Source organism: Teredinibacter sp. KSP-S5-2 (assembly GCF_032773895.1).
Taxonomy (GTDB): domain Bacteria; phylum Pseudomonadota; class Gammaproteobacteria; order Pseudomonadales; family Cellvibrionaceae.
This window is the reverse complement of record NZ_CP120416.1, coordinates 1,786,166-1,810,820: the sequence shown is the minus strand read 5'-3', so window position 1 is coordinate 1,810,820 and position 24,655 is coordinate 1,786,166. Positions and strand designations below refer to the sequence as shown.

Sequence of the window (24,655 nt, the reverse complement as noted above, 5' to 3'; positions counted from 1 at the left end):
GTAGCAGATTAATGAATGTGGGACAGGACCACAGAAGCCCCCTTCCCGACAAGAAGAAACCTTTAATGCCAAGAATGAAGAAAAAGAACTAGAAGTGAATAATTAATAGGCTGCCGACACCGCATTCACTACGAACATCAAGACGCCAACCGGTCAACTTACAAATTCGTTTAATAATATTCAACCCAAGACCAACCCCTTCGCCGTGAAACGTCTCATACGGCATGGACAGGCGATCGATTGCAGACTGATCAAAACCCCGTCCCGTATCCGCAATCGAGATAAACTCCTTATTGCCTCGTATAGTGACATTGCCCTCATCAGTATATTGAAAGGCATTACGTAAAATATTGTCTATCACAACCAGTAACAGTTTTTTTGGTTGTTTAACTTCGATTTTTTCATCCACATGACTCACGACATCCAACTTTTTAACGCCAATCAAATACTGGTTTCGTGTTATCGATTCATGCACCACATCATACAAATTGGTTTGAGTGACAGAATCTTTGGGGATGTTTTCACGGCCGATTAACATAAAGGTTTCAATCAAGTGAATCATATCCCGATTCGCATCGCCAATACGTTGCAACACACTTCTCAGTTTGGTATCACTTTCTTTGGTCATTTGCATTGCCAGTTCCAAAGACACCTGACTACTCGTGATGGGCGTCCTCAGCTCATGGCTGACATCTCTTGAAAAAGCTTTTTCCCGATCGATAAAACCACCGATCCGGGCAACAAGTTGATTAACCTTACCAGCCAGAATACCCACCTCATCTGGGTAATAGCTATTCAATTTGGTTCCAACATCAGCTTTAGCCACTTCATCCGCAAGCTGTTTAAGCGGTGAGATAACTTTTTCCGAAATGACTTTACCGCTGACAATGGCGATAATAAAGAATAAAAACAGTAAGACAGAAAGACCGAAATAGGTTCCCTGAACAGCGGAAACGGCATAGGTGTTATATCCGCTGACATCAATTATGTAGTAAAAAAACTGATTTTTATTAAAGCTATCCCGTAACGGAATTTTAACCATATGGTAGTTTTTGTCTGGTAGCGTCAGCTCATAAACCTCATAACGACCACTGTCGCCGCGGGAAACGTGCCGCACATGATCCCAGTCATCAAGAGACATTGAATCAGAGATCGTGTTTTCATGATTATCGTGTTCCGCCAGAACTTTTCTGATGACTTGGGCATCCGTACCGACAAACATTTCGCTATCTGCTATATAAAAATCGGTTTGATGCAGTAAATCGTGTTGGTTATACAACCCTTCGGCGAGCCGAACGATGTACCAGTTAAACAGCTCGTCATCGCTTATTTTTAATACTGTAAGAGCACAGATCGAATAGCATACCGTAGTAACCAGGCAAAAAATAACATAACCAGCATTGATTCGAAAACGCAGGCTCTTACTTATATTCATTTTACAGCCATCCTGAATCCCACGCCCTGAACAGTATGAATCAGGGCACTATCAAACGGTTTGTCGATTTCCTGTCGCAAGCGATAGATGTGACTCTTAAGTGAATCACTATCTGGAAATTCGTCTGCCCATAATTCATGATTTAATGTTTCGCGAGTCACAACCGCTGGAGCATTTTTCAAGAGTATTACTAACAGTTTGTAGCAACTCTTGGTCAGGGAAATATTTTTGTTATTTCTCTGCACTTCACAGGTATCCAAGTTAACATGAAGGTTTTCCAAAGTAAGAACTTTTGTTCCCGGCCCGGTACAACGGTTATATATAGCCTCGATTCGGGCTTTAAGCTCTTCCAGGCGAAAAGGTTTGACTAAATAGTCATCCCCACCACAGGAAAAACCAATCAACTTATCTTCAAGCGTATCCCGGGCGGTCAAAAATATTACACCAGGGTTTCTGTCACTGATTTGCTTTAGTTCTTTACATAGATCCAGACCATTCATCTTTGGCATGGAAATATCCAGAACATATATATCATATTCATTTTGACGAGCCATTTGTAACCCGGCCAGCCCATCATAAGCAAAGTCACAGACATAACCAAACAAGTTCAGGTATTCCGAAATGCTCTCAGCAATAGCGCGTGCATCCTCAACTATTAAAACTCTCACCCTACTCCCCTTTTAATTCGCCTTAGCCATAACACAACATCGCTTTGTAGACCGTATAGTATAAAAAAGCGTGTAACAATATTGTGATATTTCATACAGTTAAAAAGGTGCCACCGTTTTATTAAAAGCATAGAAAACAAACTGCGTTTCAAAACAACAATGCGAGGCCACAAAAAAGATTTATACGTCAAAAAGATGAATTTGTTCGGGCTTAGATATAAACCCGAACGATAAGTTAAGCGGGTTCTGAAATTGTTACATCATCCCAGTAGGTCTTTTCAACCATTTTCCCATAGAGCGCTGTATCAACTTCCACACCCAAACCCTGCGACTGAATAATATTTGTATTAAGAATACCTCTTCGGCCAAACATTAGCGGTTGGCATGTCAGGTCATGAGATAAGAGCATTGTGCCAAATGCACCTTCATGATAGACACAGTTACCCAAGTGATTGGCAACGATGATTCCTGCACTGGTTAATAAGGATGTTTCCCCAACCTGAGATCCGAGTTGACAGGACAGTCCTGCCTCCTCCGCAATCAACCCCAGAGAAATAACATTGAGTATCCCACCGTTTTTAGAAACACGCAGATTAAAAATATCCGCGCCGTCGTTATCCACAAACCAATGCGCGTCTTCGATGGTACAAAGAGACTCGTCAATGCAAATATTCATGGCTGAATCCAGGGATTTTTTCAGCGCAGGATAATCATGCTTTTTTTCTGCCGGCATTGGCTGTTCGCAACTGGTGACACCCAGTTCGGCTAACGCAGCTAAACGCACTTGAGCGGTAGCCAAATCCCATGCCTCATTTGCATCAACCCTTATGGCAATATTCTCGCCACAAGCATCCTTAAGCATTTGAATATTGCGTAGATCCTGCCCCCAATCGCCACCGACTTTCACTTTAAACTGCCGAAGGTCAAGTTTTGCATAGGCAGTTATGTATTTTGAAACAATGTCAGGGTTACCTGCGGTAATAACACCGCTATATACAATATCGCGACCGGTGTTACCACCTAGCAAGGTGGCAACAGGTTGTTGAATTGTTTTACCGTAAGCATCGAGCAAAGCCAAATCAAAAAGAGTTCGAACACATTGTTCATGCTTTAACACATCAGGAAAACGCTGATAAAAAACAGACAGCCAGGTGGCAATCTCGGAAAAGTCTGCAAACTCGGCCTCCGTCAATGCAGGTAGTACCGATTGCACGGCATGTTCAATTACGGATTGATTCGTTTCCCCGGTAACATAATCCCGGGGAAGAACTTCACCATAACCAATCACGCCAGCGTCCGTATGAATCTCAAGAATCACCGCTTCAACATGGGCCCGGCTTTTGGTTGTATGATTAAAAGCGATGTTGAACGGAAGACTGGTTTCATGCAGTCGAAAGCCAACTATTTTCATTAAAATACCTCTGCACCAGCAACAGTTTGCCCGGTTAAAAACACATCAACATCATTCAACACCTGTTGGGCATCTTCGGTAAAAGTCAGAAAATGACGATTATCTGCACCACCGTTATATAATTTTAGTGTTGCATTCGAAGCATGCTGAGAAACATAATCGATGGTTTTTTGCGTGCTCATCATTGGATCACCGTTAACAACCAGGTAGAAACGCTTTGTCTTATCCAAATAGGAACCCGGTTGGGCAGCTTTACCAAAATGGTAGTTTTGTATACCCAGAATATTAAAATAAAATTCCTTAGTAAAATCTCTTTGCGAACGTCTATCCCGTGTAATGGCGTTTTGATACTCGGGAATAGAGGTAAAGAGATACGCGCCCTGATCACCATTTTGCTCCGGGATAGTGGTAGGAAAATAGGTGCCAGGTTGGGAGTTAATTAGATCATCGATAGGAAATGGCAGCGGCAAAATGGAGAAAAGGCCTGGACTTGTGAAAACGTAAGCGGAAACATCTTCCGGTTCATATTGCAGGATATACGCGGTGACAATATTCGCCGCATAGCTGTTTGCCCAGATGTTGATCGATTTTCCCGGATTTTGTGCTTTGGCCAGCTGTTTCATCAAGTGAATAGTTCGGGTATACACTTTCCAGTTACCGGTGTGACCAGCACCCCGGTTTAACATTGTCATTCCCTCATCTGTCTGGTCGGCCGTCAATAGAGATTTACCATCACCGGAGGTGCCTGTGCCAATACGATCGAAGGCATAAACCGTATAACCTAAAGCTGACAGTTTTTCCGCCGTTTCATTAAACCAACCGGAATGACTTTGTAAACCGTGGTTATATATCACAACCTGATTGTTCGATGTCATTGGTGTCCATTTGGTGTAACGAATTTTGTACTTAGTAAAATGAGGCATTCTGGGATAGGAGATATCAAGAGTATCTGTTTCCAAATCATGAATAAGCCCGCCTTCCCAAAAAATATCTTCATCCTGCTGAATGAAACGATGGTGCTCTCCCGTCAAATTATATTGATCGAATACATTGCCAGCTGAAACCAGCAGTGAAATCTGCGCCAGAAAAACGAAAACAGTAATTTTTATTGCCTTTTTCATTGTGACATCCTTATTTAATTTCAATTATTTTTGTTACTGATAAAGGTTCTACCAAACTGATATCTGACGAAAGAGGTACATTTTTTATTTGAGCCTCACGCACACCATTTTCAACACGCCATTTTCTGAAAGACTCAAATGAATTTTCGCCAAGAACATGTAGCTGCATAGGACTCAATCGCAAAGAATCTCTCTTGGTTTTATACTCGAGATTCATTTCCCGCATAAACAACTCGACTGTTTCAATAAATTCTCGAAGCGTTATATCTTCATTTACTACCGGCCGTTCAAATTCACAGAAAAGGTCGTAACGGCTCAACTCAACTCTCGCCTGCATTTGGAAGTACACCACTTTGACGCCCACCGCTTCCGCCGCCCTATTCATGACATCCAACACTTGCTGTTCGTATAGTTTTTCTCCAGTAATACTGGTGACGCCTTTTCCTTTTTGAATAAAATCTATTTTTGGTATGCCATTAAAAAAGCCTTTGACCTGTATAATGTCGTTAATATCGTAGCGATATAGCCCGCCTCGATTTGTGAAAAATAATCGATAACGTTTTCCCACTTCCAGCTGATTGATTAATTTATAGTTTTCGTTGTATAAGGTGCTCTCTCCCTCTTCAACAAATTCAAAGAAGTTTTCATCAACGGTTAGCACACCCTCACTTTTATTAATATCCAGAGGCACAGAGCCACGAATTTCTGAAGCCAGGTAACCAAGGTCTTTGATATTGACCTGGCCATACCATTGGTGCATACGGTCAAGGAATACCTGAGAATTCCCCCCGGTCCAACACGCCACGACAACCAAGTCACGCCAGTAGTGTTTTGGTCTTAACAAAGAATCCGGGTCTTTTTCGATACAGGAAAGCAGATAATCCGCCCGCTCAGGATTTGGCGTTAAGCGTGATTCCACCAATTGTCGAATATGCGGTTCCAACTGCCACCTGGCATTCAGTCTTCCATATCGAATATCTTCAATTAATTCATCACGATGCTGGTTACCTTTCTCGCCAAGCAAGCTAAGTGTTGAAGGATTAGTTGACGAGAGCATGGTGACATTTTCAGCAGCCATACCTAATAGCAAAATACAGTAGTAGCGGGTTTCGTAATCCTTAACTTCATACAGTTCATAGGGAACCGCATATTTTGAACGAATATTTTCATTGAGGTTCTTTATATACTGGCCAGATATTGAACCAAAGGGCACGCCCCCTTCGGTATACCCCTCCACCGCAGGCGAAACAATCACAACAATTTGTCCGGAATAGGATTTGGACTCATTCTTATACAATGAATAAGACCAGAGCCGCGCACTGCCTTCATGCGCATCTTTTTCAATTTGACGGGTAACGGGAATAAACTTTGGTTTACCGGTGGAACCGCTGGTTGTGGCGTAATAACAAGGGCTTCCTGCGATAAGCGAATCCGCTTTACCCTGAAGATGCGCTTCAATATACGGCATTAGATTTTCGTAGCTATTTATCGGAACTTCATTGCGATACTGTTCAACAGTTTTTATCCCGCTAAAGTTATGATCTTTTCCATATTGGGCACAACTGTTCTCGGTGATAATCTGCTTTAACAAATTCAGTTGGGTTTCCATGGGGTGTTTAGATACCAACATCAACTCGGAAAATAAACGTTCTCCACCAATCACAAAAGTGGTCGCTTGCCGATAACGCTGAAAAAAACCAGAGATATAACCCCGCATTTCGCCTTTCATCAAAGCAGAAGGCGCTCTAAATAACTCCATCAACAAAATTACTCCGTACATACATCCAGATTTTGCAGCAAACAGCACTTGAGATATTAATCTTCTGAATTTATATCCTGTGCTATACCCTTCTGGTAAAACAACTTCACTCTGACGCTCATCAAACATCGAAGATTCAGGCTTATCAATTATTATCGAATTCTTTTCCATAAAATGTATCCTCAATAATGTTTTTTCTCGCTGTATTCAATCCGCAAACTGACTCACAATCGAAAAAATGCTTTCCGGTGGTGAATGAATATAAAAGTGGTCACCTTTAACACTGTGTAATTCAAACGATAATTGCGTGTAGTCTCGCCAGGCACTAATGCTTTCAAAACTAACCAAGCTATCCTGTTCAGCACTGATCGCAGCAATGGGGCTATTGATTTTTATTGGCTTCACCATGTTTTGAGCACTTTCCAGCACACTGAAATCGGCTCTTATGGTTTTCATAGCCCGATCTAACAACGCCGAATCGTTAAAAATCGACTCAGGTGTACCCCCCATTCGTTTTAACTCTTGAATAAGTTGAATTCTGGGCAAGCTAGAACGTTTTTTTTGTCTGGAAACGTGGGGAGCTGACTTTGCTGAGACAATCAAGCCTAATGAAGGTAATTCGTAATTCTCCAGCTCCTGCTGCAGAGAGTACGCCAAAACACTGCCAAAACTATGACCAAATAAAATGAACGGTCTGGCATCCTGAAAAATAAACGGCACAATATTCAGAAGCACATCATCAACTGACTGACACAATCGGTCATTGCTTCTATCTTCTCGTCCGGGAAGTTGAATGGCCGCCACCTCGATATTATCAGTCAAATGACGATGCCAGTCTTTATAGGTTGATGCGCCTCCACCAATATGCGAGAAACAATACAAGCGTACTCTCGCATTTTTTCTCGGTTCATATATTTTCAACCAGGGCGAATTTGTCTCTACGATTGTGCTCTCGGAATGCAACTCATCATAAGGGTCGATTAGATCGTACATAGCATCACTTCATTCAATTACTTTTAAGTAACATGCATGATGTCGACGCAGTAACGTATATATTACCGTCGTCATCACGTAATCGACCGCTGGCAAACCCTATTTGTGCAGTCATTTCATCAACCTGACCTTCCGCGTAAAGATCCATATCTACAGGAATAGGCTTCACATATTTAAGGCTGAGATCAATCGTACAGACACCCGAATTGGAATTAAGCATGGTATGCACCGCACACGCCATCGCGGTGTCCAGTACCGTTGACGCAAATCCACCGTGGACGGCATTCTGACTATTAAGATGATTTTCATTGGCACGCACACGAATTGACATTTTTCCTCGGGCGGCTTGTCCATCCAGCATGGGAACAATGTTCGCAATATTGGGCAAAGGAATTTCTCTGTTCGCCATGGCTTTCATTAATTGTAAACCGTTCATATCACTCACGTTCATATTCATCGCTCCTTCTTATGTTCATTTGAATATCGGTTAAATATAAAAATCAAAAACCCCCAAGCCAGGCATCTACGATATTTGTCGTAGACGCCTAGCTCTGCATTAGATGCTAAATATCAAAGAATCAGGTGGGTTCAGCTTCCATTTCATCTTCTTCAGTGAAGTTCATTCGAACCAACTCGAAAGATAAAGCCGAGATAGATGGGCTATTCAGTAGTGTCATGCTGTTGACACTTAAACCGTAATCTTTTTTCAATTTACCACTGAGTTCACCAGTAACAATTGAATCAACCCCCAAATTAGTCAAACTACTACCGGAATCAATCCGATCCATCGGCATGCGTAACAACTGGGAAATTTTTTCTTTAATGACATTTTCAATGGACGACTGGCGCTCCTGAATCGACAGCTCTTTTAATGAGATTAAAAACTCATTGAGCCCTTCTTCTTCGCCTTCCGTAGCCAGCCCTTCAATTAGATATTGATAACGCGGTGAGTTTTTGGAATTGGGATTGGACTTAAACCACGCATTCCAGTTGATATCCAAAATGCCTACCTGGGTAAGCTGCTGTTCCAGCGCGTTTTCCATTTGCTGTAACGCATAGTCGTTGGCAATACCAAATATGCCCTGCTCTTCCAATACGGTTTTCACGCCAGCATCTCTCGCCACCATACCGGTTTCAGAAAGTGCACCCCAATTAATGACGGTAGACGGTAACCCCAATGCACGTCGGTAGAAAGCAAAGTTATCAAAAAATGAGTTTGCAACAACGTAGTTAGCCTGCTGTTGGTTACCCATCATCGAAGACACAGAAGAAAACATGACAAACAGTGCCAACTCAGAATGCTTGAGACTTTGTGTCGCATAGTGCAGGTTCCATGCACCTTTCACTTTAGGTTTGATCACTTTATTAAAGCGTTCAGCAGTCATACTAAGTAACGGGCCATCATCCAGAACACCCGCGCAATGGAATATGCCTTTTATAGGTGCAGCCACTTGATCGTATGAGGCGACAAGATTCGCAACCGAGTCTTGGTCACAAATATCTGTTTTCTCGACAATCACCTTACAACCTGTTTGTTCGATCTGATCAATAATTTTTTCTTCAGAATCACCAGGTATACCACTGCGACTGACCAGTATTAATTGCTCAGCACCCAATTCAGCTAACCGCAATGCAACAGATAAACCAAAGCCACGAGTACCGCCCGTCACAATAAAACTACCATTTCGCGGTAGCCAGGTATGGCGCTTAACGACATTTACCGGAATGCGTTTATCTGAATATTCAATACGCACCACTTCAGCGCGTGCTCTGCCATCCTGAAAATATTCGTAGGCATCATTCACGTTACTGGCATCATACGGTGATTGCATAAGCACATTCAGATTGTTGTTTTCACATAGCGACACCGAACTTGTAAGACATTCATGAACAGAATCCGGCTGTGAAGCCAACCATTGACCGAGATTGACAGAATGGTAATTGAGCTGTTTAGCCAGTACGGACTCAGGTATGGTTTTGTTTGCGTTGTTTGCCACAACATCCAGGTCAATAAATCGTCCAAATGGGCTGAGCACTTTGAATACGTTATGCCTAAGCGAACCTGACGCCAAGTTGACCACAAGCCTCACACCTTTCCGGTGCGTACTATCGAGCAGCTTCTCCACATACTCCAGACTATCTAAATCGTAGACGCCACCAAGATGTTTGTTTTCCAGTAGATTTTTATTTGATTCATCCACAGTCGTTACATGAACGTTTGCCCCCATATTGACTGCGAAATCAATTAAGTACATTCCCAAATAGCTATCTGCATTGTGGATAAGGATGTCGTCGCCCTGACCTAGCTGCCCCAAATTGTTTAAACAATAAAAAGCACAGGTAGACCAAAGCGGATTAAATGAATGAATACCAGCAGGTTTTAACGCGACATAGTTCTGCCAAATGACAAGATTAGTTTGCGCAGCTTCAACACCGGATATTGCGACGACCCTGTCACCCACCTTAAATTGACTGCTCTCACCAACGGCCACGACTACACCCTCACACTCGTAGGCAAGTTGCTTATCTGAAAATAACGGTAACGCAGCATCTTTCATCTGGTTAATCAGAGAGAGTTGGTTATCATTCAATAATGATGCCTTAACGGCGATTTCAACTTGTCCTTTCTTCACTGAAAGCTTGGGCTGGTCATAAAGTTCAAGAGTGGCAACACCGTCACGTTTTACTTCTCGCGCAACTGCTGGTGTGGAGGTAGAGGATTCAATTATCGTATATGGGCTGGTATCCGCGTGACGACGGGTAACTTTGCGTAGATATCGCGCTCCATCCCGATAAACCACTTCCGTTTCATTTGATTTGTCAGCCAGTTCACTGAGAATGATGTCCGGTTCATTGCCTCCGTGATCAAAATCAAAGTCAATCATTCGGCATAAAATGTGGTTAAACTCATTGATAACCAAAGGCCCAAGTCCAAGCAATGGCGCAACGGCAATATTTTGCTGCTGAGTTGAACTCGACATAGATTGCGCGCCACGGGTAAACTTCAACCAATTAATTTTTTGTGTCTGAGATTTCAACACATCTAACATATTTCTTAACGACATGCTTTGTTCAGTAAGATAATCGGTTGTCGCATCGACCTCAGCAAAAGACTCACAAGACCATAGGTCAATCACGGTATTAATTTTAATATAATCGAATTCGGCAATCGCTTTCTCAAGTTGCTGCACATTCAGCGGATCCACTATGATGGTATTAAGGTCGATTTTCCGATACTTGGCACCACGATATAACACAGCATAATTCAGCGAGGCATACTCTAACTCTGAAACCAGAGATTCGGTCAACGAATTATCATTTGCCAAGACCAATATTTGTTGATTGTTTTTCAAACTTGGATCGCTAAAATCAATTTCACTGGCTTGCCATTCAAAGCCGTACAACCATTTTTGTTCTTCATCCTGTTGACTATTCTGGCCTATGCTCTGGCAGGTGAGATTTTTTATTTCTGCCAGGGTTTCTCCCTGTTCATTAAATAACTGTACCCGACACGTTATGCTATTTCCTGCCCTATGGGTGATCTCGCCATAACTCCAACAACGCCCTTCAGGTGCCCGATAAAAATCCAATCGCTCAAAACCAACCGGAACAAACGCTTGGTTGCTATTTATTAAGGTAATAAGTGATTGAAAGCTGGCGTCAAGAATCGTTGGATGAAGCAAGTAGTCTTTAGGCTGAGAGTCGAGTTCCTGAACAGGAATAATTTCGGCCAAAACACAATCGGAGTTTACAAACAAGGATTTAATCGGTTGAAAATAATGGCCATAGGACAGACCTCGTGCCTGCATATTTTCATAAAATTTCTGCGTATCTAACGCTTGGCTAACCTTTGTTTTAATATCAACAATGTTCACAACCGGAGAAGTCGAGTGGAATTTTCCATCGATCACCCTGCCCGACACATGTAAATTCCAGTTATCCGATATGCTTCCTTCATCAGAACTGTAGATGCGAAATTCATTGCTTTCTCTATCTAACGAGGAACGCATAACGGGCACTTGTCCAGGCTGAACAGCAAGCATTTTATGTATGGCAAAATTTTCGATTGAACATGCAGTACTCTGATATTGTTCATCGTGCATGACCAAAGCAACATCGATATAACCTGCTCCAGGGAATACCACCAGACCTTCAACTTTATGGTCTTCCAGATAGGGCAATAAGTATTTATTGACCTCCATTTTCCAGGTTGGAACAGGAGATCTGACCTGTTCGTTGAGGTAAACATAACCCGCACGCCCGAGACGCTTCTCCATAGAGGTTTCCGTTTCGTGCCAATAGTGTTCCCGTTGCCAGGGGTAAAGTGGCAAATCAAGAAACTGGGGATTGTGATCGAAATAGTTTTCCCAGAAAATTTCGATACCGTTAGCGTGTAGCCCCGCCAACGTTCGATAAAAGCAGTCCAGCTCCGGAAGTTTTCGATTTAACGTGGAAACAATTGAAGAACCGGTAATACCGTGATGATCCAAAAATTCTTTAATCGATGCTCGTAGTACTGGATGCGGCCCTATTTCAATAAAATGATAGTCACCAGAATCGGTAACTGATTTGATTCCCTGAGCAAACCTTACAGGTTCTCGGACATTTTTACACCAGTATTCTCCATCGACCGCCTCTCCATCGATTAACTCACCGGTCACGGTTGAGTATAGTGGCAGGTGCGTTGAATTTGGTTTAAGTGAACTGAGTTCCGCCAACAGATCAGCCATGATGGGATCCATTTGACTCGAATGGTAGGCAATATCGACGCGAAGGAAACGATTAAAGATTTCCTGATGGGTTAACTCTGTAGCAATCAACTCCAGTTCACTGCTGTCCCCCGACAAGGTGACTGCGGACAGGGAGTTGATTGCCGCAATAGCCACATTAGGGTAATTTTTAATTAGGGCTAATGCTTCTTTTTCTGCCATACCGACGGCGAGCATACCGCCACCCATGTTGGCACATCGTTGTTGTTGCTGACTGCGAATGCAGCTTACCAATACAGCATCTTCCAGAGAGATTGCACCGGAGATATAAGCCGAGGAAACCTCACCGACACTGTGTCCGATAACACAATTTGGCGTTACGCCCCAGTACTCTAGCAACCGGGTCAAGGCTGCTTGAATGACAAAATTTGCGGGCTGAGCAATGGTTGTAGATGCCATATTGGATTCGTCTTCCGGCTTCATCATCTCATCCAGAATTGACCAACCATTTACCTTTTTAAATACGGATTCAATTTTATCAACTTCCGCTTTGAACACCGGTTCGGAGGCATAAAGCTCTCTACCCATTGCCCACCACTGGGGCCCCATCCCGGTATAAACAAAACACAATTTCGTTCCAGACTGGTGCGCCTTGGCTTCCACCATATCTTCATTAAAATTACTTTTTGAATAATCCAGCAACTTACGTGATAAGTCTTGCTTGTCTTTGACAACAAAAACTGTTCGCTCAGCAAGCTGAGTCCGCCGCCGACTTAGCGAGTAGATTAAATCCTCCATAACAAATTCAGGAGTGGAGCTCACGTAATCGTGATAACGTTCTGCCAGTGCTTGTAAGGCATCCATACTTTTAGCTGAAACAGGCACCAACCAATGAGATCGTACTTCACCTTCTTTTTTTACAAAAATACTGTCTTCATTTTCCTTGGGTGAACGCAAAATGACATGACCATTGGTGCCACCATAGCCAAAAGAGTTCACACCGATGTAATGAACTTTTGATTTGTCCAGTTGAATCGTTTCAGTGGGAACCTGCAGCGGAATAGAATCGAAAGGAATGGCTTCATTTGGTGTATTAAAATGTAAATTCGCCGGAATGGACTTTGTTTTTGCAACCAGAGCCGCCTTCATAATACCAGCCATGGCCGAGGCCGCTTCCATATGCCCGATATTACTTTTTACAGAACCGACATAACAGGTGTTATCCAGGCTTCTTTCTTTCATGGATTCTGTTAGCGCTTTAATCTCAATCGGATCGCCGGCCTTGGTTCCGGTCCCATGTGCTTCAATAAAACTCACATCACTGGGAGCGATATTGGCCTTACCGTAAACATAACGAATTAGTTTTTCCTGCGCTTTTGCATTGGGTTGGGAAATGCCATTTGTTTGGCCACCATCCTGGTTAACGCCCGACTCAATAATAACACCGTGAACTCTGTCACCATCTTCCAACGCTTTACTCAGTGGTTTGAGTAACAGTACCCCGGCACCTTCAGCACGAACATAACCCGCAGCTTCATTTGAAAAAGCTTTACACCGACTATGGTGTGATAAAAATTGACCTTTACACATAGCAACAGGATACCCTGGTGTCAACATCGCATTCGCGCCACCGACAAATGCCATTTCGCAATCGCCATTTCTTAAACTTTGAATCGCATAATGTGTCGCCACCATTGAGCTGGAACATGCCGTGTCGATGGATAAACTTGGCCCTGTCAAATCGAACACGTAGGACAAACGATTGGATAACATAGCCAAAGTTATTCCAACCGCAGAGGTAGCATTAATAATCTTTTGATTTTCAGAGTCCAGTTGAATAACTTTGTTATCCTGAGCAAACCCGCCGACAAAAACACCCGTTTTTACTTTCTGGAATTCCTCTAACGGTATTCCTGCATGTTCCATTGTTTCCCAGGTAACTTCCATGAGTAGACGCTGCATGGGGTCTATGACATCGGCTTCACGGGGAGAAATGCCAAAGAAAAGCGGGTCGTAAGTTTCCAGGTTTTGCTTTAAAAAACCCGCCTGTTTTGTGTACATTTTCCCAGGTTTTTCTTTGTCTTCATCGTAGTATTTGCGAATATCCCACCTATTCACAGGCACATCCGATATCCCGTCCACTTGGTTTAATAAACTTCGCCAAAACTCTTCGGGTGAGGTTATATCATTGGGAAAGCGACATCCCATACCAATAATTGCTATCTCTTCACTACCAATATCAACTTGTTTTTTTGAGGCTAGGATATTCATAATCGTCCTTTTTTTGACATTTAGACAACCATCTCCATTACGGCCACGAGACCAATTGTCTTTGGGTTGACACAAACTAATACGGAAAAAGTCAGGTCTTGCATTAACAAAAACTAATACATGACTCTTGATATACGGATATAAGACCTATTACCCGCACAAACAGATAAACTAGAAATCAATTCATTAAAATCCCTTAATTAACGCTTGTGCAATCACTTGCACACAATTAAACACATAAGAATTCTCATCTAGAACAAAGAATACCGAGCAACAAATAGGTGAACTTTTTATTTTTAGTTTTTTGTATTTCACCAAACTCTTATATTTACAAAAAAAATAGAGTAATATCTATCACTCAATTTTCACCGGCAATTTACTTTTCAAGAAGTGACAAAATAGTGAAAAAAAATCCTTTCTTAAATTATTCATAAAACAATAAAAAGAAAATAACGACTCAAAAATATTTGCCACGCCAAGGTAATTAAAACTTTATTTTATTTTTACCAATTTATAATTAAGCTGAGAAAAATCTTTAAATAAGCACACAAAAAACAGGCGAAAATCACTAAATAGAAACGTCACCACATTATTTTTTTGACGAAAATCAACTATTTTTCAGATAGGTTATTTATCACAAAGAAGTGAAAACAAACGATTGACCAATATTAAAAAGGCGAACGAGATGGACTTGATAACCAAAACACCCATTTGGGTTTACCCACTATTTATCGGGCTTTTTTTCTTAGGTATGCAACAAAGAAAAGATAGAAACGTACCAATAGCGATGGCATTTTTATTTCCAGTACTCATGTTTCTATACTCTGCCTACGAATCAACCAACCTTATTCAACTGCGGCTGCAATCCATCACACTCTGGACTGTTGGCTTCGCTGTTGCCTGGTTTGTTAATGATCGTTTTTTTCTTAGTAAGGAAATCAGTTACAGTAAAATAACTGGAAAGTTTTTCATCCCTGGCAGCATTATTCCGTTTATTCTTATTATGGCTATTTTTACATCAAAATATATCCAGGGTGCGATACAAGCCTTGTATCCAGACACTTTGAAAACGACAGCATATATAAGTGCCTACACCCTGTTAAATGGTGTTTTCTGCTCAGTTTTTCTCTCTCGAATTCTGCACTATCTCAAAACTATACGACGCTATATGTCTGAAGAATTTGACATAGTAGATAATGAAGCTTAACAAGGTGACAATCTACTTACAGAAAAGTGACGGGATGAAGTGATGGAAACTTATGGTTATGGTGGTAACTTACTTAAGCACAACCACATCCAATTTCCATCAAATTGAATCCTTAACACAAAAGAGTGAACGGGTGGAAATGGATGTTTCAGCAGGATAACCATACGCGCTATTAATATAGCGTACACCGCCAATGGTGACATTTCTGTTCACATGACTGTGCCCATAGATATGAATTTTCGATCCTGCCCGCCGAAGTTGCGCATCTAGACGTTCGCACCCTAGGACCGGGTACACCATTCGGTGCTTTTTCGGAATAAAAGACGGCATGATATCCAGCCTTGGCAAAAAATGAGAAAAGGAAATGACATCTACTGCGGAAGGCATTAAATAGTCACAATTTTGTTCTAAAAAGAATTCTGTGATTTTATTGTGACAATTCAGTTCTTCTGGCCATTTACAGGCCCGAAAGTCCATCCAGGATTGATATAAATTATTGCATGGCTGACCAAAACTCATATCGTACCAGGCATAAAGAGGGAGAATATCTGTTTGCCCCACTCGTTCTCGACGGGTACGGACCTGATATTGATCCGCAAGCGCGATCACTTTTTGAAACTTGTCTATGGAGTGATCTGCTTCCCCCTTTAACACCCACAAATCATGGTTGCCAGGTACAAAAAATATGCGGTTAAACTTTTTACTCAGTTGATAAAAGCACTCCTCAAGTAAGGACAAGGAATCCGAAACATCACCAGCAAGAATGACGCAGTCGTTAACATACTCACTATTGGATATTTGCTGCAACCATCGAAGGTTGGATTGGTAATCAATATGAATATCAGAAAAAGCAAAAAGTCGCATACACACTCAAAAACAATGATTAAAAACCACATATCCCATATAAGGGATATATGGCCAAATTACGGCATATATGGCTTTTTATATCTTAAGACTGCGTGTTAAGCAACTGCAGCGCGCTCAGATGAGAGATTATGCAAGATATGAATCACGTCGTTTATGCGGTTGGTTCGGGTAAAAATGTCCAGAGAGTGCTGTATCTCAAGGTTACCCATAACCATAGACACCACTTCGGCATAATCAATTGAGTTAATACCAAGGTCAATTAGGTATGTATCTTTTACTACGTCCTTTTCCTTGTTTTTAAGAAACTCGGCAGCATAAGGTGAAACCTCCTTAATTGCCGACTCAACCAAACTATAAATATCACTCTTATCCATGAAAGCCTCCTTATTATGGCTACAGTACCTTGCAGATTTTAACTGGCAACTATGACAAATTATTAAAAGATGGCGAGAATTATGATGCCTTTCTTGTTATAAAACACAGTTTTGAAAATTTCATCCTCTATTCTGTGAGAATGAGTGATTACGTGTTTCACATCAAGTTTTTTATCGTATCAGCGATGCATTTTTATAAAACACAGCCTGCTTCGACACCCTATACATCACAATGAATTATATGAAATATTTATTGTAAATATGAATTCGTATCCATCCTTGCAGACATCATAACCACTGCAGTAAAACCAAAACCATATTGAATTCACTAACGCGTACTACTGCGCGCATTTAGTCACACAGAAAAACACAAAAACAAAGGCGTCATTTTTACGGGGGAACTGGCATTGTAGAGAAATAACCATGTCACTTTGATGACGAGACTTAAGATTAGAAGAGTCTAATTTTACTTACCGAAAGTAGCACATTATTGTTTTAGCATGGTCTTTATTGATTTTATATTCCACCCGACATTCCGTGCCGGCATTTACAACGGTCTCTTCGCCAATATCTTTTAATAAGTGAAAGACGAGCATGGACGAGTCCTCGTCCCAATGCGTTAACTCAGCATCCAAAAAATCAAAATACACCTTAACACTTGGGTAAAGCGCTTTAAATAGCGCTTCTTTAGCAGAAAAAATAAGCGTAAGGATTTGCTCTTTCGAAAAGGATGATGAATTCATCAATGCATGTTCTGCATCTGTCAGTATGTGGCTGTTGATATTATGGTAGGTTTCTTCCTCGACCCAATGCTCAATATCAATTCCTATGCCCTTGCATTGCGCGGATTTGGCAACAACGGCACTGGCCATTTTCACCGTGTGTGTTATTGAACCGATTACGCCCTCAGGCCAGATTGGCGCTCGGCGATTTCCCACAGGAAGAGTAAAACCAACTGATTCATGGTTTAACAAACCAGCGAATTGAAGGCAGCATTTTGCCGCGATACGACCACATAAAAAATCCGCTTTGCGTTTTGCAACTGCATTGCTTAAATTCTCGGGGAACGATACACCATACTCATCGTATAGCGAATCCTGATAGTGTTGAAGATCGTAGTGAATTTCACATTCATAATATTGATCGAACTGGCGCTGTTCCATCTGTTGAATAAAAGCCTGTTGCACAATTTTCCCCGATTTTTACGCCTATATAAAGATCGGGGATTTTAAACGATAACTCAGTTGCACAACAGGCTTATGTTTTTACTTATGAAGGTATCGTTTTTTCCATAAAAAGTAGATAACCGGTAACACCATCAGCGTAAGAAGCATAGCACTCACCATGCCCCCAACCATAGGCGCGGCTATTCGGCTCATCACTTCGGCACCCGTACCGGAACCGTACAATATCGGCAGCAAACCAATAATCACCGATATGGAAGTCATCATCACCGGTCGCACACGCAACCCGGCACCGGCAATAACCGCCTGATTTAACGCCTCCGTATTCAGCGTGCCTTTACTCGTCAGTCGATTCCATTCCTGATTAAGGTAGACCAGCATAATCACACCGATTTCCACCGCCACGCCGGCCAAAGCAATAAAGCCAACGCCCACGGCAATGGAGAAGTTAAAGCCCATTAAATACATGAGCCAAATACTGCCTACCACGGCAAAGGGTAACGTACCCATTAAAATAATCACTTCGGTAACACTTTTGAAGTTCATATAAAGTAACAACGCAATAATTGCGAGTGTCAAAGGCACCACGTAACTTAATTTTTCCTTGGCACGCTGCATGTATTCGTATTGGCCAGACCAGTTTATTGAATAACCTGCCGGTAGATTCAATTGTTCTGAAATTACCTCCCGCGCATTATTGACATAACTGCCAATATCAACATTTTCAATGTCAACAAATACCCAACCATTGATTCGAGCATTTTCGCTTTTTATTCCCGGCGGCCCATCTTCGATATACACATTCGCCACATCACCAAGCGCAATTCGCTGTCCGGTTTGGGTCACGATAGGCAACAAAGCAAGTTGTTCGGGCGAATCACGATAGGATTGCGGATAGCGAATATTCACGGGGTAACGCTCCAAACCTTCTACGGTTTGGGTCACATTCATCCCCCCGATTGCCGATGCAATAACCTGTTGTACATCAACGATATTCAAACCAAATCGGGCGGCTTTTTCCCGATCAATGTCCACTTTAAAATAGCGGCCTCCGGCAACCCGTTCAGAGTAAACAGATGCCGTACCAGGAACATCTTTTAGAATTTTCTCAATATCCAGACCGATATTTTGAATCACATCCAGGCTGGGTCCGGCTATTTTAATCCCCACCGGGGTTTTTATGCCTGTTGCCAACATATCGATGCGGGTTTTAATGGGCATGACCCAGGCGTTGGTGACACCGGGTAATTTAACCAACCCATCCAGTTCCTTTTTCAGGCTTTCCGTAGTCACCCCTTCACGCCACTCATTTCGAGGTTTTAATTGAATGAAGGTTTCGATCATGGTTAATGGTGCCGGGTCGGTTGCTGTTTCCGCTCGCCCTATTTTGCCAAAAACACTTTGCACCTCAGGTACGGTCGCAATTAATTTATCTGTTTGCTGCAAAAGTTCCCGTGCTTTACCGATGGAGATGCCTGGGTAAGTGGTAGGCATATACATCAAGTCACCTTCATCTAAAGGTGGAATGAACTCGCTGCCGATCTTGCCCATTGGCCAGTATGTTGACAAGGTGACTAAAACCGCAATGAGCAACGTTGTTTTAGGATAAGCCAAGGCTTTTTTCAACAGCGGAACATAAATAGCGGTAACCACTCGGTTAATTGGGTTTTTATGCTCAGGCAATACATTACCACGAATAAAATACCCCATCAGAACCGGAACCAATGTCACCGCCAACGCCGCAGATGCCGCCATCGCGTAGGTTTTAGTGAAAGCCAATGGGGAAAACATTCGCCCCTCCTGCGATTCCAAACTAAATACCGGAACAAAACTGACGGTAATAATCAGCAAACTAAAAAACAGCGCAGGGCCAACTTCGGTTGCGGATTTGGCCACTATTTTCCAGCGATTTTCTTCCGTTAACGGCGTTTTTTCCATGTGCTTGTGCATATTTTCAATCATGACGATTGCGCCATCGATCATTGCGCCGATGGCAATTGCGATGCCGCCGAGAGACATGATGTTGGCGTTTATACCCTGAATATGCATCACAATAAATGCTGCAAGAATGCCGACTGGTAAGCTGATAATCGCCACCAGTGATGATCGAACATGAAAAAGAAAAACCACACAGACTAGAGCAACAACAATAAATTCTTCCAGCAACTTATGCCATAAGTTATCGACTGCTCGCTCGATAAGTGCGGACCGATCATAAACTGGAACAATCTCCACGCCTTCCGGTAAACTATCTTTTAATTGTTCCAGTTTTTCTTTCACTCCGTTAATGGTTTCTTGTGCATTTTCGCCAAAGCGCATAATGACAATACCACCAACGGTTTCGCCCTCACCGTTTAATTCAGCAATACCGCGACGCATTTGCGGCCCGGTGCCAATATCAGCAATGTCTTTCAAAAGCACAGGCGTACCGTTTACATCGGTGATTAACGGAATATTTCCCAGATCTTTTTCACTCTGAATATAACCGGATGCGCGAACCATATATTCCGCTTCGGCCATTTCGACCACCGAGGCCCCAACTTCCTGGTTGGCCCGCTTTATTGCCATTTGCACATGAGCGAGCGGAATACCAAATGCACGCAGTTTTTCCGGGTTAACAATAACCTGATACTGCTTGACCATACCGCCAACCACCGACACTTCCGATACACCAGGCACGGTTTGTAATTCGTATTTTAAAAACCAGTCCTGCAAGCTGCGGAGTTCACTGATATCCATGTTGCCGGTTCGATCCACCAGAGCATACAGATATATCCAGCCTACTCCGGTTGCGTCCGGCCCTAACTGCGGTTTGGCGTTCGAGGGTAACGAGGGAGCAACCTGACTCAGATATTCCAGCACCCGGCTTCTTGCCCAATATAAATCCGTGTCTTCATCAAAAATGACGTAAACATAGGAATCACCAAAAAATGAATAACCGCGCACGGTAACCGCACCAGGAACCGACAGCATTGCGGTGGTTAATGGGTAGGTAACCTGATCCTCCACCACTTGCGGTGCCTGTCCTGGATAGGAGGTTTTAATAATAACCTGAACGTCTGATAAATCCGGCAGTGCATCGACGGGGGTTTTCTGCACTGAGTATAAGCCCAATGCAACCAACAATATGGTGCTAAGTAATACCAAAAAGCGGTTCTGAATCGACCAGAGAATGATACGCTCAATCATGATGACCTCCATGATTCATGTTCTGCATATCATGGTTCATATCCGGCATATCGTGATTCATTTGGTGTGTATCATGATTCATGTGCTCGTCAGACATACTTTCCTGCCCACCAGACATCACATGAACATTATGAATCACATAATCACCATCCGTATTTTTTTCAATAGTGATATGGGCATGCATCCCTGCGGATAAAACTGACAAATCCACTTGATCGGATACAAGAAAATTCATTGTCATTTCCGGCCAATTCCATTCAGGAATGGATTCATGTTTGGCTTTTATCATGCTCATGTTTGGCATCACATCGATTAAATCGGCAAGTACTCGCACTTGCTTTGGCATATTTTCCTGACTATTTAATCGTTTAAAATCCGATGTTTTACTGGATTCCGAGTCCAACAAAAATTGAGCGGAAGACACAATGCTGTCTCCGTCATTTAATCCTGCAAGAATCTCAGCATAGTCCTCGGTTAACCGCCCCAATTTAACTTCGACAGATTTAAAGGCACCCTTCCCCAAATTTAAAACCACACGATCCTGGCGACCGGTTCGAATCACAGATTCTCTTGGAACAATTAATGCGTTTTCGACACTGTTTGCATGAATGACAACTTGAGCAAACATGTTGGGTTTTAACTGGTGATCGATATTTTTAAATCGCAACCTAACCCGAGCCGTCCGGGTTTTTTCATCCAGGGTTGGATACACGTAACCCACTTCTCCCGACCATACTTTACCTGGGATATAATCCAGCGTCATGGTCACCGGCAAACCAACGTTAAGCAATGATGTTTGCCGTTCAAAAACTTCTGCCTCAACCCACACTTCATCCAGGGTTCCAATGGACATCAATGTGGTGCCGGGTTTTACAAAAAAACCTTCTCGAATATTGAGATTATCCACAACACCAGATTTAGGCGCATAAAAAGTAACACTTTGTTCCACTTGACGATTACGCTTAAGTGTATTGATAAATGCACTGGGAAGCTGCAGCGCTTTTAATCGATCCTCTGCCGCCTGAATAAGACGCTGGTTATTTCGATTCAGGGCCAGAATCAGCTCCTCCTGAGCATTCACCAACTGTGGCGAATACAAGGTGTAAAGGGCCTGCCCCAGATCCACGGGATCACCCGATGCCGTGACATACAGTTTTTCAATCCACCCCTCTACTCGCGGGTGAATATGTGTGAGTTGATCTTCGTCGTACTTAACGTAACCCACAGTACGAATTTCCGTATTTAATGGTGCTCGCCTTGCCTGCACACTTCTCACCCCAAGGTTATTCACCACACTGGGGTTAATCTGAATGGTGCCGGGGCCTTCATCGACACTATCGTTACCACCAGCATAAACAGGGATTAAATCCATGCCCATTGGCGATTTACCCGGTTTGTCCCGCTTATAGTTTGGATCCATAGGGGCAACCCAATAAAGAATTTCTTTTTCTTGATCCGTACCCGATGCGCTGGAGGTTTCATCTTTACCTGAGAATAAACTCGTGCCGACAGCAAGCCCCAACAGCAGACATACGGCACCAACAATATAAATAGAATTAATTTTTTTCATCATGCTCTCCAGCGTAATTCACGGCCTCTGCCCCCGCCAAAAAATAATTGAGTTCTGCAATGGTTTTTAATCGATCCACGTCGATATTCAGCGCATCAATATGCGCATTCAGTTCCGCAATTCGTGCTCGTACCACTTCGGAAAAATCACCATCGTCATTGGTGTAAGCCGTGAGCGAGGCCTCAGCCTGTTCGTGCATTTCTTTCAGCAATCGAGCGGAATACAATGTTTTTCTTTGCTCCATTCGTTGCAACTTCGCCTGAGCCGATTCAAAACCGGAGACTAGCTGACGTAACTGCAATGCTTTTTGTGTTTTGATGGATTCGGTTTTTGTTTGCGCAGCTTTTACTTTTTTGCTCTTTTTACTTCGGGAAAAAATAGGCATATCGAAAGACACACCAACAGAAAAGAAGTCTGCCCTATCTTGTCCTGTCGGATCAGTATCGCGATACCCATACCCGGCATTGATTCCCCATTGGGGTTTGTATGCTTGTCGGGCAAGTTCAATATCGGTACTACTTGCCTCAATTTGCGTATCCAACCCCATCAGTACAGGATGTTGTTGTATATAGTGTGCCAACAGATTTGAATTTTCTGATGTTGCTGAAACGGATTTATAATTTTGCGACACAGCTATTTCTGGTAGTTGATCGGTAAGTTTAAACACCTCACCTGTTACACCGACTTCCCCCGCAGATAACCACTCTTTTAACCGCGCCTTTTTTTCATCCTGATGCTGGTGTAAACGAAATAATCGGTCTTCCAGACGGGTGAGTTCTAACTGAGCACGCACCAAATCCTGCTGTTTAGTATTTGCCATTGCTGTGGAATAGCTGGACTGAGCCACATCCACCAAGTGCTCAAACAAACTGCGGTCTTTTTCAATTAATTGAATCGATTTGGCCGCCCGAAATGCTTCCAGCCAAAGGTGTGTAACCGTCACCTTCACTTTCTGTTTGCGATCTTCCCGTTTAAAGGGTTCTTGCTGACTCATTCGCTGCAGCTTTTCTTCCCGCAGGCGCAAAGTCGCTCCACGGGGAAACATTTGAGCCACGCCAATTTTTGCCTGAGTCATCGCTTCCTGGGAAAAATCAAAACTATCCAAAGGTAAATTCGCAACACCCACGGAGACAACCGGGTCTGGCAAAGCACTTACGAATTCACTCTCCGCTTTCTGCGATTGTTCAAGTAAAACACTTTGTTGAAGCCAGGGGTCGATTTCCTGCGCCCGTGCAACAGCCTGCTCAAGAGATAACACCTCAGCAGCATGAACAAAACCGGTAAGCAGCCAGGTAAACACCAAAGGCACACTAAAAAGATACTGCCGTTTCATTAATACTGATCCTTAGCTGCATGAATTTCGGCATACACCTTAGTACTGCCGTCAGTGTTTATCTGGTAGATGGTGTAAGCAGAGAAGGTGTCTCCATACTCCATACCAGGGCTGCCCATCGGCATATTGGGCACCGCCAAGCCTTTAGCATGTTCGGGCACATTGGCTAAAAACTGACGAATAAATTTGGCTGGGATATGGCCCTCAAAAATGTAGCCAGACTGGGTTATTGCCGTGTGACATGACCAAAGGTCGCTACTCACCCCCTGCTCCGACTTGAACAAATTCAGGTCTTGAGGGTGATGAGTACCCACAGTAAAGCCGGCATCTTTAAGGTGATTAATCCACAGCTCACAACAACCACACGTGGGACTTTTGTAGACGGTAATATCTGTTATCTGGGTTCCGTCTTCTGATTTTCCTGCCTCTGGTGATGAAGAAATAATGGAAATAGTGACTACGGACGCCATACCAATAATAAGAATGACGAACCCTAACCAAGTCATAGGTTTTACTTCTTTGCGAATAAACACGCTGCCTCCCTAATCCCATGGTTATGAAATA

At 42.8% G+C, this 24,655-nt stretch carries 16 protein-coding genes; 1 reads left to right on the top strand and 15 read right to left on the bottom strand.

Annotation, left to right across the window (positions count from 1 at the left end; translation table 11 throughout):
- Positions 1-88: 88 nt before the first annotated feature.
- From P5V12_RS08220 to P5V12_RS08185, 8 genes are all read right to left on the bottom strand, one after another.
- The gene (locus tag P5V12_RS08220) at positions 89-1,435 is read right to left on the bottom strand and encodes a HAMP domain-containing sensor histidine kinase (RefSeq protein ID WP_316956870.1); all 1,347 of its coding nucleotides are present in this window, start codon (positions 1,433-1,435) and stop codon (positions 89-91) included.
- Complete coding sequence (locus P5V12_RS08215) at positions 1,432-2,103, bottom strand: response regulator transcription factor (protein WP_316956869.1); 672 nt, start codon at positions 2,101-2,103, stop codon at positions 1,432-1,434. The genes P5V12_RS08220 and P5V12_RS08215 overlap by 4 nt, the downstream gene beginning before the upstream one ends.
- A gap of 235 nt (positions 2,104-2,338) precedes the next feature.
- On the bottom strand, positions 2,339-3,514 hold the full coding sequence (locus P5V12_RS08210) for a mandelate racemase/muconate lactonizing enzyme family protein (protein ID WP_316956868.1): 1,176 nt from the start codon (positions 3,512-3,514) through the stop codon (positions 2,339-2,341).
- A complete protein-coding gene (locus P5V12_RS08205) occupies positions 3,514-4,635 on the bottom strand; it encodes an alpha/beta hydrolase (protein ID WP_316956867.1) in 1,122 nt (373 codons plus the stop codon). Before P5V12_RS08205 ends, P5V12_RS08210 begins: the two co-directional genes overlap by 1 nt.
- A 10-nt stretch (positions 4,636-4,645) precedes the next feature.
- Complete coding sequence (locus P5V12_RS08200) at positions 4,646-6,565, bottom strand: GH3 auxin-responsive promoter family protein (protein ID WP_316956866.1); 1,920 nt, start codon at positions 6,563-6,565, stop codon at positions 4,646-4,648.
- Positions 6,566-6,601: 36 nt separating this feature from the next.
- Positions 6,602-7,387: a thioesterase II family protein gene (locus P5V12_RS08195; RefSeq protein WP_316956865.1), complete on the bottom strand. Its 786-nt coding sequence runs from the start codon at positions 7,385-7,387 to the stop codon at positions 6,602-6,604.
- Positions 7,388-7,400: 13 nt separating this feature from the next.
- Positions 7,401-7,838 (bottom strand): PaaI family thioesterase, encoded by a 438-nt coding sequence (locus P5V12_RS08190; RefSeq protein ID WP_316956864.1) that lies wholly within the window; start codon positions 7,836-7,838, stop codon positions 7,401-7,403.
- A 127-nt stretch (positions 7,839-7,965) separates the two neighbouring features.
- Entirely contained in the window at positions 7,966-14,367 is a 6,402-nt protein-coding gene (locus P5V12_RS08185; RefSeq protein ID WP_316956863.1) for an SDR family NAD(P)-dependent oxidoreductase, read from the bottom strand.
- 685 nt (positions 14,368-15,052) lie between these two features.
- Here P5V12_RS08185 and P5V12_RS08180 point away from each other — a divergent pair.
- Positions 15,053-15,574, top strand: a complete 522-nt coding sequence (locus P5V12_RS08180) for a DUF6622 family protein (RefSeq protein WP_316956862.1) — start codon at positions 15,053-15,055, stop codon at positions 15,572-15,574.
- A 99-nt stretch (positions 15,575-15,673) separates the two neighbouring features.
- On the opposite strand, the gene P5V12_RS08175 is transcribed toward P5V12_RS08180, so the two are convergent.
- The 7 genes from P5V12_RS08175 to P5V12_RS08145 all read right to left on the bottom strand — a co-directional run bounded on the left by P5V12_RS08175 (position 15,674) and on the right by P5V12_RS08145 (position 24,624).
- On the bottom strand, positions 15,674-16,438 hold the full coding sequence (locus tag P5V12_RS08175) for a metallophosphoesterase (RefSeq protein WP_316956861.1): 765 nt from the start codon (positions 16,436-16,438) through the stop codon (positions 15,674-15,676).
- A gap of 98 nt (positions 16,439-16,536) precedes the next feature.
- Positions 16,537-16,815: a phosphopantetheine-binding protein gene (locus tag P5V12_RS08170; RefSeq protein WP_316956860.1), complete on the bottom strand. Its 279-nt coding sequence runs from the start codon at positions 16,813-16,815 to the stop codon at positions 16,537-16,539.
- A 470-nt stretch (positions 16,816-17,285) separates the two neighbouring features.
- Complete coding sequence (locus P5V12_RS08165; protein ID WP_316956859.1) at positions 17,286-18,002, bottom strand: 4'-phosphopantetheinyl transferase; 717 nt, start codon at positions 18,000-18,002, stop codon at positions 17,286-17,288.
- Between the two features lie 78 nt (positions 18,003-18,080).
- On the bottom strand, positions 18,081-21,188 hold the full coding sequence (locus tag P5V12_RS08160) for an efflux RND transporter permease subunit (protein ID WP_316956858.1): 3,108 nt from the start codon (positions 21,186-21,188) through the stop codon (positions 18,081-18,083).
- Positions 21,181-22,758: an efflux RND transporter periplasmic adaptor subunit gene (locus tag P5V12_RS08155; RefSeq protein ID WP_316956857.1), complete on the bottom strand. Its 1,578-nt coding sequence runs from the start codon at positions 22,756-22,758 to the stop codon at positions 21,181-21,183. Before P5V12_RS08155 ends, P5V12_RS08160 begins: the two co-directional genes overlap by 8 nt.
- Positions 22,745-24,091, bottom strand: a complete 1,347-nt coding sequence (locus tag P5V12_RS08150) for a TolC family protein (protein ID WP_316956856.1) — start codon at positions 24,089-24,091, stop codon at positions 22,745-22,747. The genes P5V12_RS08155 and P5V12_RS08150 overlap by 14 nt, the downstream gene beginning before the upstream one ends.
- Positions 24,091-24,624 (bottom strand): DUF411 domain-containing protein, encoded by a 534-nt coding sequence (locus P5V12_RS08145; protein WP_316956855.1) that lies wholly within the window; start codon positions 24,622-24,624, stop codon positions 24,091-24,093. The genes P5V12_RS08150 and P5V12_RS08145 overlap by 1 nt, the downstream gene beginning before the upstream one ends.
- Positions 24,625-24,655 lie beyond the last annotated feature (31 nt).

Coding starts and splice junctions, on each gene's coding strand:
- P5V12_RS08160 (WP_316956858.1), bottom strand. CDS start 21,188: ATGATTGAGCGTATCATTCTCTGGTCGATTCAGAACCGCTTTTTGGTA.
- P5V12_RS08150 (WP_316956856.1), bottom strand. CDS start 24,091: ATGAAACGGCAGTATCTTTTTAGTGTGCCTTTGGTGTTTACCTGGCTG.
- P5V12_RS08210 (WP_316956868.1), bottom strand. CDS start 3,514: ATGAAAATAGTTGGCTTTCGACTGCATGAAACCAGTCTTCCGTTCAAC.
- P5V12_RS08155 (WP_316956857.1), bottom strand. CDS start 22,758: ATGAAAAAAATTAATTCTATTTATATTGTTGGTGCCGTATGTCTGCTG.
- P5V12_RS08200 (WP_316956866.1), bottom strand. CDS start 6,565: ATGGAAAAGAATTCGATAATAATTGATAAGCCTGAATCTTCGATGTTT.
- P5V12_RS08195 (WP_316956865.1), bottom strand. CDS start 7,387: ATGTACGATCTAATCGACCCTTATGATGAGTTGCATTCCGAGAGCACA.
- P5V12_RS08205 (WP_316956867.1), bottom strand. CDS start 4,635: ATGAAAAAGGCAATAAAAATTACTGTTTTCGTTTTTCTGGCGCAGATT.
- P5V12_RS08220 (WP_316956870.1), bottom strand. CDS start 1,435: ATGAATATAAGTAAGAGCCTGCGTTTTCGAATCAATGCTGGTTATGTT.
- P5V12_RS08170 (WP_316956860.1), bottom strand. CDS start 16,815: ATGGATAAGAGTGATATTTATAGTTTGGTTGAGTCGGCAATTAAGGAG.
- P5V12_RS08185 (WP_316956863.1), bottom strand. CDS start 14,367: ATGAATATCCTAGCCTCAAAAAAACAAGTTGATATTGGTAGTGAAGAG.
- P5V12_RS08175 (WP_316956861.1), bottom strand. CDS start 16,438: ATGCGACTTTTTGCTTTTTCTGATATTCATATTGATTACCAATCCAAC.
- P5V12_RS08180 (WP_316956862.1), top strand. CDS start 15,053: ATGGACTTGATAACCAAAACACCCATTTGGGTTTACCCACTATTTATC.
- P5V12_RS08190 (WP_316956864.1), bottom strand. CDS start 7,838: ATGAACGTGAGTGATATGAACGGTTTACAATTAATGAAAGCCATGGCG.